Origin of the sequence: Sulfurovum sp. XGS-02 (genome assembly GCF_023213175.1) — a bacterium.
Taxonomy (GTDB): Bacteria; Campylobacterota; Campylobacteria; order Campylobacterales; family Sulfurovaceae; genus Sulfurovum.
Map to the genome: position 1 here is coordinate 1,481,107 of NZ_CP093312.1, position 15,447 is coordinate 1,496,553.

Genomic DNA, 15,447 nt, shown 5'->3' on the forward strand with positions numbered 1-15,447 from the left:
TAATTTGAAAAAAGGAGATCTATACAGACCCCTTCCTCTATTCTTTCCGGAGTGAAAAGATTAAAAATTATAAGTTATACCTACAGTAAATGCATCTACATCTGCCTTCACTGTATTATCACCCTGGTAACTACCATCCATATCATTTGCAGGTAAAGTGTAGTCAGCAAAGAGAGAGAGATTTTCCATCATTTCATAACTCGCACCAAGACCCCATTGGAAACCAGTTTCATCATAATCTACAAGATAACCCTTTACCCCATCTAAATTTACCCCACCATAACCTAGAAGTGCATAAACAGAAAAGTCTTCGCTTACAGGGTACTTTGGTTTCGCAAATAAACTCCATCCATCCATCTCAGTCTGGTGATCATGCCAGAAAGATTTAGTATATCTACCTTCTACAGCAAAATACTCATTGAAATCATATCCTGCGAGAAAAGATAGATTTCCCAGTCTATCTTGTCTATTTGTACCACCCCAATCCACAGAAACTTCTGCATCACGTGTACTCACTGCAGCGACACCAAGACCCAAATAAAAACTGCCCTCATCTTCCATCACTACTGGTACTTCAACTACTGGTTCAACTGCTACCAAATCTCCACCTGCAAACCCTAAACTACTTAACGCCGCTACTACCCATCCCGAAAGCACTATCCTTTTCATTCTTTTCCCTTGTTTTGTAATACACAAATTATACAATTTTATACTTTACTTTCATTAAATAGTTTATCCTTACATCTACATGTCATGATAAACTAATTTAAAAACACAAAATTATAGTCTAATGATGTCATATTTATGTCACATATCCCAAACTCTTCTCTGAATTCTTTCCGATCAGAGAATACACCCGGTGTATAATCCTTAAAGCTTAATTCGCTCTCACTAACGATATAATTTTAAATGCCAATTAAACATCAAAAAACACAACTAAATAATGAACTATCATTTCTCATTGCCTGTTGTCAAACTGAACCATCTGAAGAGGATATTAGCTGTATCTTTTCATATCTTAACGCTGAACACTTAGATCTTAACGTTTTGATTAATTTACTTAATGCCCACGGTATTCTTCCGCTTGTCTACAAAACTATCAAAAAAATCGTTGAAGATGACTCTTACCTTAACGCTACACACTTAACGCTGAATGATGAAATACTCATCGAGCTGAAAGCTCACTATATGAGTATTTCCCAAAGAAACATGCTCATGTCTGCTGAACTCATTCGCATTATGAAACTGCTTGAAGATAATGGTATCGAAGCCCTAGCCTTCAAAGGTCCTACCCTTGCACAGCAAGTGTATGGAGATATCACACTACGGCAGTTTGGAGATCTGGATGTCTTGATAAAAAAAGAAGATATCTACAAGATAGACGATTTGCTTCAATCACACGGCTATAAGCGATTACTAACACTCACACCTGTACAAGAAAAGATCTGGATAAAGTATGCCCATGATCTTGGACTGATCCACAGTCAAAAAGGTACACATTTTGAAATGCATTGGTCATTTTTAGATGAAGACTATCCGATGCAACTTAACTTGGATTCCTACTGGAACAATCTACAGAAGATAGAGATCAACGGAAAAAAGATCCCTACCTTTTCTTCTGAAAATCTTCTTGTTTATCTCTGTATTCATGGTTCAAAACATCTATGGGAACGGATAGGGTGGATCAAAGATATCGATCTCTTGATCAAAAACTATGAGATAGACTGGGAAAGAATTAATGAGATATCTAAGAATACAAACTTTGAAAGGATGATCTATCTAGGTCTCTTATTAAGTAATGAACTCTTTGATACACCTTTACCTTCAGACATAAATACTCAGATTCAACGTGTTCCTAAGATCGATATAGTCTCAAAATTCATACTAGAAAGCTGGAATATACCAAAGAGCACCTTTGCCAAGACCTCCGCAAAACTAAAGCTTTTCACTAAAACTAAAGAACAAATCATATACCTACACAAAGTAATCCTTAAACCATCATTTAATGAATACTGGTTTATAGATCTTCCAAAAGGACTTTACTGGGTTTACTACTTAGTTAGACCTTATCTTCTCTTAAAAAAATATTTTTCAAAATCTATCTAGCTACTACGTTTTTAACTGAAAAAACAGATTCCAATAATTTTTAATATCCTAACATATCTGTCTTCTATCATTCGTTGCATAATCTAATATTAAAACATCAAAATATTAGGAGTTTATCTTCACAAATGACTACTATTCCTTCTCTACCAATCTCTCTTAATCATATTAATTCATTCACAATACGAACTACTTCTTTTGCTGCAACTTCTCGTAGAAACTTTTCTTTGATTAATTCTCTATTTCTTTGGGAAACAATACTTACCTCCTCTTCACGCTTTTGTTTTATTGCCCCAACAAGAGCATTAACATTATTTGGTACTATTGCAACGGCATGCTCTAAAGATTTCATAAAAGTCTTTGCCTGACCAACTCCACCATAAATCACTGGTAAACCTATTGAAGCATACTCGTAAAGCTTTGAAGGCATGGCAGAAATATACTTTTCATCTAGTTGTGCGTACAATACAGAACTCTTTTCATAGTATTCTTCTAAAATATCCCAAGCAAGTTTACCTGTAAATTCAACATTATTAACATTCTCATTTTTAACATAATTTCTAAGCTTATCTGCCTCTATGCCATCACCTATAATTAAAATTTTGACATTTGGTAATTGTATTGCAGCATCTATCAAAACCTTTATATTTTGTGCTAAACCGATATTTCCTACATAAGTAACAGTAAAAGAAATATCAGTTGCTGGCTTTATTGTTATTAGCTTTTCATACCGTTCTCTATCGATACCATTTGGAATAACATCTATATTATTTGATAATGCATATTTATTAGAGAGAAGATTTAATTCATAGATATTAGTAACTGTAATATGATCGAATTGCTTCATTCCTAATTTCATAATTAAGGTTAATACTTTTTTAATAACTTTTTTTACCACACTCTTTTCATCAAGATATTCCCAAACAATGTCCCTAATATCTAGAAGTTTCGTTCCACGTATGCCAAAACCTACTAAAGGAATCATAAACATATATGGAGATGTTGCTAAAGTTATATCACTTGGTAAGGTTTTTGAAATCTTAATGAGCTTTATAATATATTTAATTTCATTTAACGCCCGTTTAAAGAAATTCTTTCCATCAAAAGCTGCTTGATTTACGTAATAGATCATTACATTTTCACTGTACACTATCTTTGTATTTTCTTGAATAATACCTTTTTCACTTAAGCATATAACATTCACTTTATAATGCTTTGCAAGCTCTTGTACTAATGAAAGAACACGATTAGTACAAGCGGTATTTTCTGGTATGAAATGGGATGTCAAAAAATTAATTGTTTTCATGCTTCCCTCTTATAGTATTTTCTATTACAATTTTAGTAGACAACTTTTTATTAAAACTTATCACTGCACATTGTCCTGTATATGTTTTATTGAATTCTGGTGCATACTTATATTTATCTAAGCGAATACCCGTATTACCCTGAAAATTAATTACAGCTATATTAGTAATTAATAATCCCTCACTTTCCGAGACCTTGATATCTGGATGAAAATGCAGATAAGCTACACATTCATGATCCGTTTTAGAATCAATTTTGTCAATTATGCTAACTTCATCTATATTTGATTTAAATGTACGAGTATGTAAAATATCGATTCTTTTATACCCATCATGTGTAGCTTCTACTTGATTGGTACTTTCATTAAAATCAATTATCTTTGCACGATTAGCCACACGAAATCCACCCCAGACTTCACTCTGATTCAACCCATCAACAACAACAGTATTATGAGACTGAGTAGATCTTTCAAATTCTCTTCTCATATTTGCCTCATATGTCGACAATCCAGTATCAACTATAAATGGTTTATGGTCTATATACATTTCAAAATTAAATGTATCACTATGCGCATGTCCTGGTATATAATCAGGGCCAATGTTACCTACATCTACGACCAATTCATACTTTGACTGAAAGAACTTTCGATAACCACTATCAGATAATTTTACACTGCTATAGTTAAAATCATCATCGAGCTTTCGAGCATAATCATTTAACTGCTTAGTTGTTGGTGCAACATTATTTGTACTATCATTAAACAAAGGTATTGCACCATTTTGAAAAGTCAATGTATTAATCCAACCAAGCATTACTTTCGCTTTATCTTCTAGCACTGCCAGTAATGCATGGTTTTTATACTCATTATATTTCACTAAGTTTATACAATCCAAAATTCTAAATAGCATCAACTGATGATACATTGGACTAAGTTCAAAGTGTCCGCCATCATTAAGTATTTCTTCTTTCAGTTCCCTCAATAAGATCTGTTTGGCCTTTTCATAGAAAATCTCATCTTGAAAATAATAAGCACCAAAAAGAAGAGAAAAACCATTTTCAAGCAAGTGGTTTCCTAAGATGTGATATTCTAAATTATCCATTAGTATTTTATATTGAGCATAAAGACTATCATTGATCTTTTGATCATTTATTTTATGATAACTTAAAAATTTAATCCAATTGATACCTCGTAATGAAATAGGAAACGGCTCTAAGCCCTCTTTGTTACTCTGAATTGAACCTATAAAATCATAAATTAAAGTTAGGCCTTTGTCAGATGTCATCTCACGTTGATGCAAATACTCAAAATAATTTAGATTATACGCCCAGAGTTTTCCATGACCTAAATAATTCCAATCGATTCTATCTTCGAACTGTTGTTCTAAATTTAAAAAAGTGAATTTATCATTTTTTAGTGATAGAAAAGAATCCAAAGAAGGTAAGAGAGTGAGCGGTTTTGCCTTGGATAACACACTGTATCTATAAGTAAAACTACGCACTTGACGTAGTTTGTTTCTAATGATAAAGTACAATCTGTACTTTATCTGTTCAATCTTCATAAACTTGACAGTATTTATAAGTCTAAATATCTGTTTAGATTTCAATAGCTTGTCCCGAACGTAATGACTCTAGAATTTTAAATGTCGTTTTAGTAGTGTTGTAAATACTCTCAAAAGGTATAGATGGTTGAGCGGTTTTGATTGCAGTTTTAAACGCTTCAAACTCAGCAACAAAGCCTTTGTCTTGACTAGCATTTTTAATTTTATCTTTTTTACCATTCTTAAAAATCATTAGCTCTTTATAGTCATTCATCTGTATGGCAATTCCATTGGAAAATAATTCCATATATTCTTTAGGCATCGTACTGTCACCATAAGCAAAATAGTTTATTGTTGCTGTTGAGCCATTTTTGTATTCAAGAATAATGCTTACATTATCTTCATCTGGTATTGACTGGTCATTTTTATGAACACATGAAGCATAAACTTTAGCAACATGGCTACCAATTAAATAGCTACAAGTGTCAATAAAATGGCAAACTTCACCTACAATTCTATTACCACCAATCTCTGAGTCCTGTACCCATACATCTTTTGGGATGACTCCTGCATTTACCCGATAAGTAATGCTCATTGGAGCATCTCCAATAGTCTGCTTCATTTTCTGAACCAATGGTGCAAAACGCCGATTAAATCCTACCTGTAAGACATGTTTTCCATCATATGCTGCAGCAATGTTCTCTAATTCTTCCTCTTTTATACACAACGGCTTCTCAACAAAACAATGCTTCTTAGCTTTTATAGCCTTCAAAACTTTGTCAGCATGATCGTTATGTCGTGTCGTTATTAAGACTGTATTAATATCATCATTAGTCAATAATGCGTCACTGTCCGTAGTGATGTATTTAAAGTCATATTTCTTACCTGTTCCATGTCCACTTACTCCTGTAGCAGTGCATAAGCCTACAAGTTCGTAACCATTAACTTTTTTAAGATTCGGAAGAAGAACAGCTCTAGTAAAGTTTCCTGCACCAATTAGCCCGATATTAACATTTTCACTTGCAATTATCTTGGAAGAGATCTGCACATTTTTATGCTCCTCAACCTTTATATCATTATCATATGTTAAAACGATACCGAGATATTTTTCTTTAATCTTTCCTTCTAAAAGATCATATGCTCGCATTGCATCATCAAAGTTAATTAGATGTGTAATTAGTTCTTTCGGATGTATCTTCCCTTCAGCAACAAGTTCAAGAAATGACTCAAAATTTCTTTGTTCTGTCCAACGTACCAAGTCAAATGGATAATCCTGCCCTTTTTCTTCATATTCTGGATCATAGCGTCCAGGCCCATAAGACATAGATAAACGTAAGTCTAATTCTTTTTTGTAATAAATATCTCTCGGAACATCCATCCCTACCAAGCCGACTACAACTACTTTACCACGCATACGTGAAATCTCACCAGCATCTGCTATCGGTCCATTACTTGAGGTAGAAGCAGTAATAATAACACTGTCAACTCCATAACCATTACTAAATTCAGTAGAAGCTTTGATTAGCTCACCCGCATGACAAGTTTCATCTGCTCCTAATTTTTTTGCCAACTCTAATTTATCAGGATCAACATCACTACCGATAACTTTACAACCATTTGCTTTAAGTAGTTGAACAGTAATCTGTCCTATCAATCCAAGTCCCATAACTGCAACTCTTTCACCAAGCTTCGGCTCACACTGACGTACACCTTGCATGGCAATTGCACCTACTGTCACAAAAGATGCATCAATATCATCTACCCCGTCAGGAATTTTAACCATAAGATTTTTTGGAATATAATTAATTTCACTGTGGTTCGCATAGCCAGCACCACCACAAGCTACACGATCGTCAACAGATAATCCATCTACATTAGAACCTACTTCAATGATTCGTCCTGCACAACTATACCCAAGTGGGATAGGAGTATCTAATTTACTAAAAACTTTTTCAAGTGTATTTTTAACACCTTCTTTTTTCATCTTGTCAACAACTTGTTTAACTAAGTCTGGACGCGCTTTTGCTTTTCCGATCAGTGATTTTTTTGCTAGATCCACCATCAGTTTTTCAGTACCAGCTGACACTAAAGATGCTGTTGTTTGAATAAGTACACCATTTTCTTGGCATACTGGAGCAGGTACATCAAAAAGTCCTAACTCACCTGTTTTATAACTTTGTATCAATTGTTTCATTTTTTATTTTTCCTTTGTTAGATTGTGATAATATATTAAAAGATGACTAGCATGGTTAACTAGGTCAATGCAATATTTTCACATATTTTCAAATATTTTTTTGCTCTGGATTCTGCTGTCTCCATTTCTGACAATCGTTCTGCTCCCTTTACAATTAAATCATTTTGCAGTTGTTTATTTGTAGATAATTCTATTATCTTGTCTGCAATATTTTTAGCATCTAATGGATCAAAATAAAGTGCAGAATCTTTACAAATGTCTTTTGCAAAAGATAAATCTGATGTCAAAATTGGTTTTTTCATTTTCATTGCTTCAGGATAAGATGCTGTAAAACATTCTAGAAGTGTTGGAAGGAAAAGTGCATCACATTGATCATATACAGAAGGACAAAGATCAGTGTTTATTGGTTTAAGCGTAATTACATAGTCTTGTACATCTGAGAATAGTGATTCGTAACTCTCCTGATCAATAGTCAATATAAATTTGTATTGTATTGGCTGTTCTTTCAAGTAAAGAATGATTTCTTTAATAATCTTCAAGTTTTTGTGAGGATAATTATGAGAAATTGTAACTAGTCGAAACTCTGATATTTGACGTTCAGGAAGAGAGGTATTTTGATTAATAGGCTCATTAAAGTATGAGCTATAAGTATTACCAACTACAAATATCTTATCTTCATTTATCTTATGGAATTTAGATAATCTAAATTTTGTATCCTCTGTTTCTGTTACATAAAAATCTGCATTCTTTTTTATAAAATATGCCTTATATAGATTTTCTATTCTCTTCTTGACTCTTTTTAAAAAAGATAATTGACCAAAAGCAGATGAATCAGGATTGATCAACCAAGGTAAAGCAAATCCCATGACGTGTACTGTTTTCGGTGTCCAAAAAGTTGGTCCAAAAATGGAAAAAACAACATTTGGCTGGATAGACTCTTCTAACTTATCCAACTGTTTAATTATCTCTTTTCTATGAGCTAAAGATGATGGTGACTTCTCTATAAGATAAAAATTAAAATTACTTGGAAAGCTTTTTTGATCTATCTGCTTATTTGCAGCTTTCGAAAGAAAAATATGAAAATCATAATCTACATCTAGTAAGCGTAGCTCATTAATAAATGAAATAGCAACTTGTAATCCACCGCCAACATAAAGATTCGAAGTATTAATAATAAGTTTCATATAAGTCCCCTTTGCTCATACTTTATTAATTGTTCTTCAATAGTTCTAATTTTGACAGCAGGATTACCGATATAAATTCCATTTTTTTCTAATCTTCCACGTACTACACTACCTGCACCAACAACAACATTATCTTCAATAACTGTTCCTGGCATTACAATAGAACGTGCTCCTATAAACACATTTCTACCTATTTTAACCGGTGACAAAATAGATTTTTCTTTTTCATTCGCTTTAAGTCTATCAACCGCATAAAGCATTCTTGAAACTGAAAAATCATGTGTAAGGACTCTTACACCAGAAGAAATAACTGTTTTGTCTCCGATCTCTATTAAACTATAGTCAGTCCCATCAAATGAAACTGTTGCAGAAATATAAATAGGATCACCCTCAATTTTCATGCCAAGCTTTTTCATTAATATATTATTATTTTTCATATAAAGACGATGATTAAATTTCCAAACAAGTTTATTTATAAAAAATAAAAATTTATATATTTTTCTCATTAATACCCTTTATAGATTTTTCAATAACTTTTAAAATATTCTTTTCATAGTTTTCTATACTTATTTTAGGAAGTGTACTTTCTACTCCATTCACTAATTTATTATAATATTGAATATCGTGATAGATCGTCTCTAATTTATTTTGTATAGCTTTATAATCAGTAATCGGAACAATACAACCATTAAATTCATCTATAATAATTGAACCAGAATTTACAGTTGTAATTACTGGTACTCCACTTGCTAATGCCTCATAAACAACTGTTGCAGAACCTTCACATAATGATGGGAAAACAAATAAGTCCGCCCACTCATACAATTTCATTATTTCAATTCGTGGTACCATACCGAGAAACTCAATATTTTTATCAAATTTCGAAATATATTCTGATGTAAAAGTTGTTGCACCGGCTAATTTTAAATTTACATTCATATCCTTTACCTGAGTAACTGCTTCTAATAAAGTATGTGCACCTTTATGAATACCAACCTTACCAACAAATAATATATTAAGACTGTGAAAAGGGCCACTTCGTTTTTTATCATGAAATTTAAAAGTATCCGTACTTACACCGTATGGAACCAAATGACATTTATTTCTATTTACACCCATCTTAATGAGACCTTGTAAAACAAAATCAGAAGGGACAATAATTATGTCAGCTAAATCCCATTCACGTTGTTCACGTACAATGTATGGGTGATTATCATCAATAAATATAGAATCATCAATATGATTCCATCGTTTACTTTCGGATTGAAGTAATTCTTGTTCTATTTTTTTAGGCGAACTCATTTGTTCTAAAATACACATAATATTTTTATTTTTAGCAAACTTAAAAATTTCAAGAGATGATACATTAAACCCATATATTGCATCGACTTGATGAAAGTCATATTTAGACATTTTTTTATTAAACAATTTACTTATTTTAATAATTAAATTTGAATGATCTAATCCACTTTTAATTTTTCTACTTAAATACTTTTTATATAAGCCGAGTAAATCAAATGATACAATTTGACTATTATCCAGCTCATTAATTTGTCTGCCTTGTGCCGCTTTTAAAAGTTTCGATTTTGAACTAAATAGAGAAATAATTTTTAATAAAAAAGCTTTATTTCCTACAAAAAAATCGGTATACATTTTATGTAACATATTATTTCTAGCTAAAATCTTTGGAACAGCATAGTGCATGCGAGCTCCTAAGGTTGCGACATCAATTTTAATAGTCTTTTTCACTTATTACCTTTTTTATATTTATTGTTAAAAATATCTAATACATATCCCTTCTCATAAGAAGTCATACTCGTTTTAATAAAATACAACATCATAAAGATAGATATAATAAAAGTAAACAAAACCTTTTCACCAACATCATAATATTTCAATCTATCAACTAAGTATAAATTAAACACAATAAACAATATTATTGACGGAAGAAATAATTTTAATATTTTTACTAAAAGTTTCCAATAATTTTCATTTATTTTACTGCATGCAAATTTAGGTATGAAAAATGTCATAAACAAAAAATCAGAAATTATTAATATATAAATAAGACCATATAATCCAATTGTCGGTAATAATAAGTAACTTAATATCAAAAAGAACAATGAACTTAAAAAAGACAACAGACCAAAATATTTAACATTATTATTTGCCATAAGCACAAAGGATGATGGGATCCATGTATAAAGAACCATAAGATAACACAATAGTAAAGAAATAAGATTGTAATCAAGGTAATCATCTGTTGATAACCAAATACAAAATATATCATCAATAAAAAGAAAGATGAACAGACTAAAAAACGTTACTAAGATGATAGATATTTTGACAATTAACAAATGTAAGAATCTAAGCTTTTCATAATTTCCTTCAGCAAAAAGAGATGTTAATTCAGGCCAAATACTATGATTAACAATTTGAATGATTTGCCGACCAAGTCCTGATGTTATTGTTCTTGTAATAACGAACAAGCTTACTGTAGCTGCCCCCAATTGATGACTGATCAATAAAACACTTCCTTGCAGTATAAAAAATTGTGAAAAAGTAATTAATTGAAAATAGCTACTCGTCTTGATACTAGTTAAAATATTTTGAATTTTAAAAAATACACGATTTGGAACAAGTTCTGGATTTTTAATTATAAAAACAATTAAACTTATACCTGTAATTGTTACAACTGATCCCAATACTATTACAGACATTGCAACAATTCCAAAATTAAAATACGACAATATAATAATAAGACATAATTGAATTAGAAGGTTTACGGATGACAATAATGGTTGAACACTGTACTTACCAATAGAGACATACAGATATGAAATTATTTCAAGAAAGATACTCCCAGCAATACTAAGCCCCAAAAGGAAAACAGCTAATTGAACATCTTTCTTTGGCCAATCAGTAATATTAAGTATTTCTATTAGATTGACATTTTCAATAATAATAAATAAACCTACTCCAATAAAAAGGAAAATCACCAATGCCAAAATAATAGCTTCAGAAAATAGAACCTTATAATCATCTACTTTGTCTTTTAAATATAATTTACGTAAATTATTACCATAAAACTTAGCAATACCAAAGTTAAGAAGAGATAATGATGTAACGAATGAAAAAATAACTAACCACTCTCCATATTTAATGTTACCCCATGCACTTAATAAAAATGGAGTAATTAAAAATTTATAACTAAAATTAACTATTTGCAATAAAAAATTGAAAATCATAGTAGTATAAATGGTTTTTCTTCTAGACATTTTTAGAGTTCCAAAGTGCAGATTTAAAAAATTTTATATAAATAAAAGGTAGTAACATATAACCAAACGAAATTACATACCCTGGTAAATATCCACGAGTTAAAAGTTGAAAGAATGAAACTATAATTGTAAGATAAAATGCTAAATGAACTGAATTTTTTGCTTTTTTTATCTTTTTAGTCAAAATCCCAATTAAATAACCAATCACTATATAAAAAAGAATAATACCAATTACTCCAAATTCATAATAAACACCTCCAGTTGCTGCATATGCTTCACCTGCAAACTTACCTTCAGCACTTTCCCAAGATTCTGCAGATACTTTAACAGCTGGGGGGAACGGTTTTCCATCTGGAAAGAAAAAACTTGGAAGCATTCTAACAAAAATATGTCCAAACATTGTTTCTCCATAACCATATTCAATATCATTTTTTTCCATATATTTTACTAATGATGCAAAAGGCATATAGTTCCTTGTATAATGGCCAAACGTACTTAAAACTGTTTCATTAGCATAATCAGAGGATACTCGTTTTGCTTCCTGTCCAAGAATATTTGCACGGATCTCCCATCTATAATATGTTAATTGTGTCACAGTATATAAAGTTAATATAAGTAATAACCCTGTACTCATAAAGAATTTCTTATATGACTTAACATAAAAAAATATATAAATAAATGTATACGCAGATATTAATAAAATAATTCTATATCTAAATCCTTGTGATATATATATAATCAATGCAATCAAAGTCCAAATTGCAATTTCCTTTTTTTTCATATTGGAAAAAAAAGAAAGAGTTAGAATCGGAATAAATATCTCAACCATTTGGCGTAAATAATTATTCCCTTTTTCAATATTCATAAAGTTATCTAGATTATTACTTGCACCAAAATAGTCTAATAAAAATATATTATAAATAGAACGTCCAGAGGTTACTGCCCAAAGTATATAACCTAAAACTCCAATTAGCATACCAAATCTAATAAAGTTTTTATCAATATTTTTCAAAAGACTAATATTTATTTTTTTATTTTTTTTAGTATTTTTTATTGATAAAATATAACCAATAAAAAACATACTAATACCTAAAATATAATAAACAAGAACATCATCATAATAATCCCATAAATAATTTCCAAATAATGATTTGATATTATTAACATAACCATACAATGGGCCCAAAAACATGAATGCAAACATAATTGTAATAATATAAAAAAGGGGCAAATTATTCTTTATATTATTTTTAAATATATATAAATATATTGATAGGAATATGCTAAATTCCACGATAAACAACATAGTTACTTCAATCATATTCTTTATTTTTCCTTTGTAAGATTAAAAAAAGTATAAAGTTTAGATTTTATTAAAAACGTTTTCTTTTCAAAAAGTATATACATAATGAATGAAAATAAATATGTAATTATTATAGCGCATATAAATAATGGTAATTTATGATTAATAGTTTCTTTTGAATAAGCAAGAACAAATACTATAAGTGGAAAATGAAAAAGATATAATGAATATGAAAATTTTGCTAAATTACTATTTATTTTAGAAAAAAATATTCTAGTATTATTAATAAATGCTAAATTATTTATTAGGAATGCCAAACTTAATGAAATTATTAAATCATGTAAGAACTGGCTATCAAATAAATTTATTCTTGAAACTATAAATGAAACTAAAAACAATAAGATACTAATATATATAATAAAAGGAAAATGAAACTTTTTTTTAAAAAGAAATACTAGTGCCCCTAATAACCAAGTTGAAAAATAAATTAATAAATTGTTATTTAAAATAAATATCATTATAAGAACAACTATAAATAATGTTGCTTTTAGAAAAATTTTATTTTTATTAAATATTATATAAAGTGCGGGCAATAGCATATAATACCACCATTCATTGGCTAAACTCCAAAGTGGACCATTGCTACCAAATGTATTAGACAGTGATGTTTGCATCATTAATATATTAAAAATTAACGTATTTATAGATAATCTATCTATCACACTATAATTCATAGCGGAAAAATGATACATGTTACTATAAATACCATTTGTATTCAAATAAGTTATACCAATATAATCTAATATCCCTCCAATAACTATTGCAGGGAGAAACACAGTAAAAATTCTACTAAACCTTTTAATAAAATATATATAAAATTGTTTCTTACACTTATGCATACTTATAAATTCTCCACCTACTAAATATCCACTAAGTACAAAAAAAATAATTACTGCCTCATGTCCTAAACCTGTAATAAAATAGAATATTGTTTCTAAAAAAGATGGATTGATAACTTGTGAATATTCAGGATATATCAAACTTCTTAAATGACCAATAACAACTAAAAATGCTGCTATCCATCTCAAAAAATTTAGATAATTCGATAACACTGGTGCAATATTCATTTTATATCTATATCCCACAAAAATCTAAATTTGTTTCAATATCCAAACTTTTAAACTCTTTGTGTGCGACAAGGAAGGAAATAATATCTGCTTTTTCTACAGCTTCTTGATAATCAAAAATCTCAAACTCTTTAAAATTCTCAATATTTGGTTCTACTGCTAATACATTCAATCCATCTGCTATCAGACGTCTTGTGATGTATAATGCCGGTGATTCTCTCAGATCATCGATGTCTGGCTTAAATGCCAATCCCATACAAGCGACCTTTGCTTTTCTACCATTTACATTTTCAAACTTAAGTGCAGCATTTTTGATCTTCTCTATTACCCATTCAGTTTTGTAGGTATTTACCTCTCTGGCAGTTCTTATCATTTTAGCATCTTCACCACCTGCATGGACGATGAACCATGGATCTACTGCGATGCAGTGTCCACCTACACCAGCACCCGGTTGCAAGATATTTACTCTTGGGTGCCTGTTAGCAAGGGCGATGAGTTCCCATACATCAATGTCGAACTTGTCACAAAGGATGGAAAGCTCATTGGCAAAAGCGATGTTGGTATCTCTAAAACTGTTTTCCGTCAGTTTCGCCATCTCTGCAGTTTTCGCATCTGTTTCAAGTACCTCACCTTCTACAAATGTTTTGTAAAACTCTGCCGTTGCCTTGGTCGCTTCAGGGGTAATCCCTCCTACTATACGGTCATTCTCTACCAACTCACGCATGATGTGTCCAGGTAGAACACGCTCAGGACAGTGTGCTACATGCACCTTGTTTGTATCAATCCCATGTGATGCCAACGCTTCTGCCACCTTATCTGTCGTGCCCACTGGTGAAGTAGACTCCAAAATGACAATGTTCCCTTCTTTTACAAAAGATGCTATCGCTTCAGTTGCAGAAATGACATAGTCTATGTTAGGAACATACCCTTCATGAAATGGAGTAGGAACAGCAATGATGAAGACATCAGCTTCAGTCGGTTCTAGGTCAGCTTTTAACTTACCACTGTTGACCGCGGCATGAACAAAAGTATCTAACTCCGGCTCAACAATGTGGATCTCCCCACGATTGATAATGTCTACTGTACTCTGTACCACATCTACACCATGTACGTCATAACTACGGTTCGCAAGTAGTGCCGCAGTAGGTAACCCGATGTAGCCTAGACCTATGACACAAATCTTTTTTTCACTATGCATTTACATTTTACCTTTTAAATATTCAATAACTTTTTTACATGCCTGACCATCACCGCAAGGATTACTTGCTTGACTCATCTTGATATGCACCTCTTCATCGTCAATAAGTGTTTGTGCCTCTTTTATAATGAGATCTAATACAGGACTCATAGATTACATAGACATGCATAGAAATAAGGATATATTAAAAATATACCCCTTTATATACCCCTAAAAT

13 protein-coding genes are annotated in these 15,447 nt (G+C 31.0%); 1 reads left to right on the forward strand and 12 read right to left on the reverse strand.

The genetic code is table 11. The features are described from left to right. Window positions 1-60: 60 nt before the first annotated feature. Window positions 61-669, reverse strand: a complete 609-nt coding sequence (locus MN086_RS07310; RefSeq protein WP_248575362.1) for a porin family protein — start codon at window positions 667-669, stop codon at window positions 61-63. 240 nt (window positions 670-909) lie between these two features. Here MN086_RS07310 and MN086_RS07315 point away from each other — a divergent pair, with 240 nt between their 5' ends. Beyond that, a complete protein-coding gene (locus MN086_RS07315; RefSeq protein WP_248575363.1) occupies window positions 910-2,106 on the forward strand; it encodes a nucleotidyltransferase family protein in 1,197 nt (398 codons plus the stop codon). 160 nt (window positions 2,107-2,266) lie between these two features. On the opposite strand, the gene MN086_RS07320 is transcribed toward MN086_RS07315, so the two are convergent. Genes MN086_RS07320 through MN086_RS07370 form a run of 11 tightly spaced genes read right to left on the reverse strand, consistent with a single transcriptional unit; the run spans window position 2,267 to window position 15,380 of the window. After that, entirely contained in the window at window positions 2,267-3,409 is a 1,143-nt protein-coding gene (locus tag MN086_RS07320) for a glycosyltransferase family 4 protein (protein WP_248575364.1), read from the reverse strand. Further along, window positions 3,396-4,967: an alginate lyase family protein gene (locus tag MN086_RS07325; RefSeq protein ID WP_248575365.1), complete on the reverse strand. Its 1,572-nt coding sequence runs from the start codon at window positions 4,965-4,967 to the stop codon at window positions 3,396-3,398. The genes MN086_RS07320 and MN086_RS07325 overlap by 14 nt, the downstream gene beginning before the upstream one ends. Before the next feature lie 34 nt (window positions 4,968-5,001). Next, window positions 5,002-7,140, reverse strand: a complete 2,139-nt coding sequence (locus MN086_RS07330) for a bi-domain-containing oxidoreductase (RefSeq protein WP_248575366.1) — start codon at window positions 7,138-7,140, stop codon at window positions 5,002-5,004. Between the two features lie 59 nt (window positions 7,141-7,199). Further along, window positions 7,200-8,324: a glycosyltransferase gene (locus MN086_RS07335; RefSeq protein ID WP_248575367.1), complete on the reverse strand. Its 1,125-nt coding sequence runs from the start codon at window positions 8,322-8,324 to the stop codon at window positions 7,200-7,202. After that, entirely contained in the window at window positions 8,321-8,830 is a 510-nt protein-coding gene (locus MN086_RS07340) for a DapH/DapD/GlmU-related protein (RefSeq protein WP_248575368.1), read from the reverse strand. Before MN086_RS07340 ends, MN086_RS07335 begins: the two co-directional genes overlap by 4 nt. Continuing rightward, window positions 8,814-10,073 (reverse strand): glycosyltransferase family 4 protein, encoded by a 1,260-nt coding sequence (locus MN086_RS07345; RefSeq protein ID WP_248575369.1) that lies wholly within the window; start codon window positions 10,071-10,073, stop codon window positions 8,814-8,816. Before MN086_RS07345 ends, MN086_RS07340 begins: the two co-directional genes overlap by 17 nt. Further along, window positions 10,070-11,602 (reverse strand): lipopolysaccharide biosynthesis protein, encoded by a 1,533-nt coding sequence (locus MN086_RS07350; protein ID WP_248575370.1) that lies wholly within the window; start codon window positions 11,600-11,602, stop codon window positions 10,070-10,072. The genes MN086_RS07345 and MN086_RS07350 overlap by 4 nt, the downstream gene beginning before the upstream one ends. Continuing rightward, complete coding sequence (locus MN086_RS07355; protein WP_248575371.1) at window positions 11,595-12,923, reverse strand: O-antigen polymerase; 1,329 nt, start codon at window positions 12,921-12,923, stop codon at window positions 11,595-11,597. Before MN086_RS07355 ends, MN086_RS07350 begins: the two co-directional genes overlap by 8 nt. Window positions 12,924-12,928: 5 nt before the next feature. Then, window positions 12,929-14,032, reverse strand: a complete 1,104-nt coding sequence (locus MN086_RS07360; RefSeq protein ID WP_248575372.1) for an acyltransferase — start codon at window positions 14,030-14,032, stop codon at window positions 12,929-12,931. 7 nt (window positions 14,033-14,039) lie between these two features. Further along, on the reverse strand, window positions 14,040-15,230 hold the full coding sequence (gene wecC, locus MN086_RS07365; protein ID WP_248575373.1) for a UDP-N-acetyl-D-mannosamine dehydrogenase: 1,191 nt from the start codon (window positions 15,228-15,230) through the stop codon (window positions 14,040-14,042). Beyond that, window positions 15,231-15,380: a hypothetical protein gene (locus tag MN086_RS07370; RefSeq protein WP_248575374.1), complete on the reverse strand. Its 150-nt coding sequence runs from the start codon at window positions 15,378-15,380 to the stop codon at window positions 15,231-15,233. Window positions 15,381-15,447: the final 67 nt, after the last annotated feature.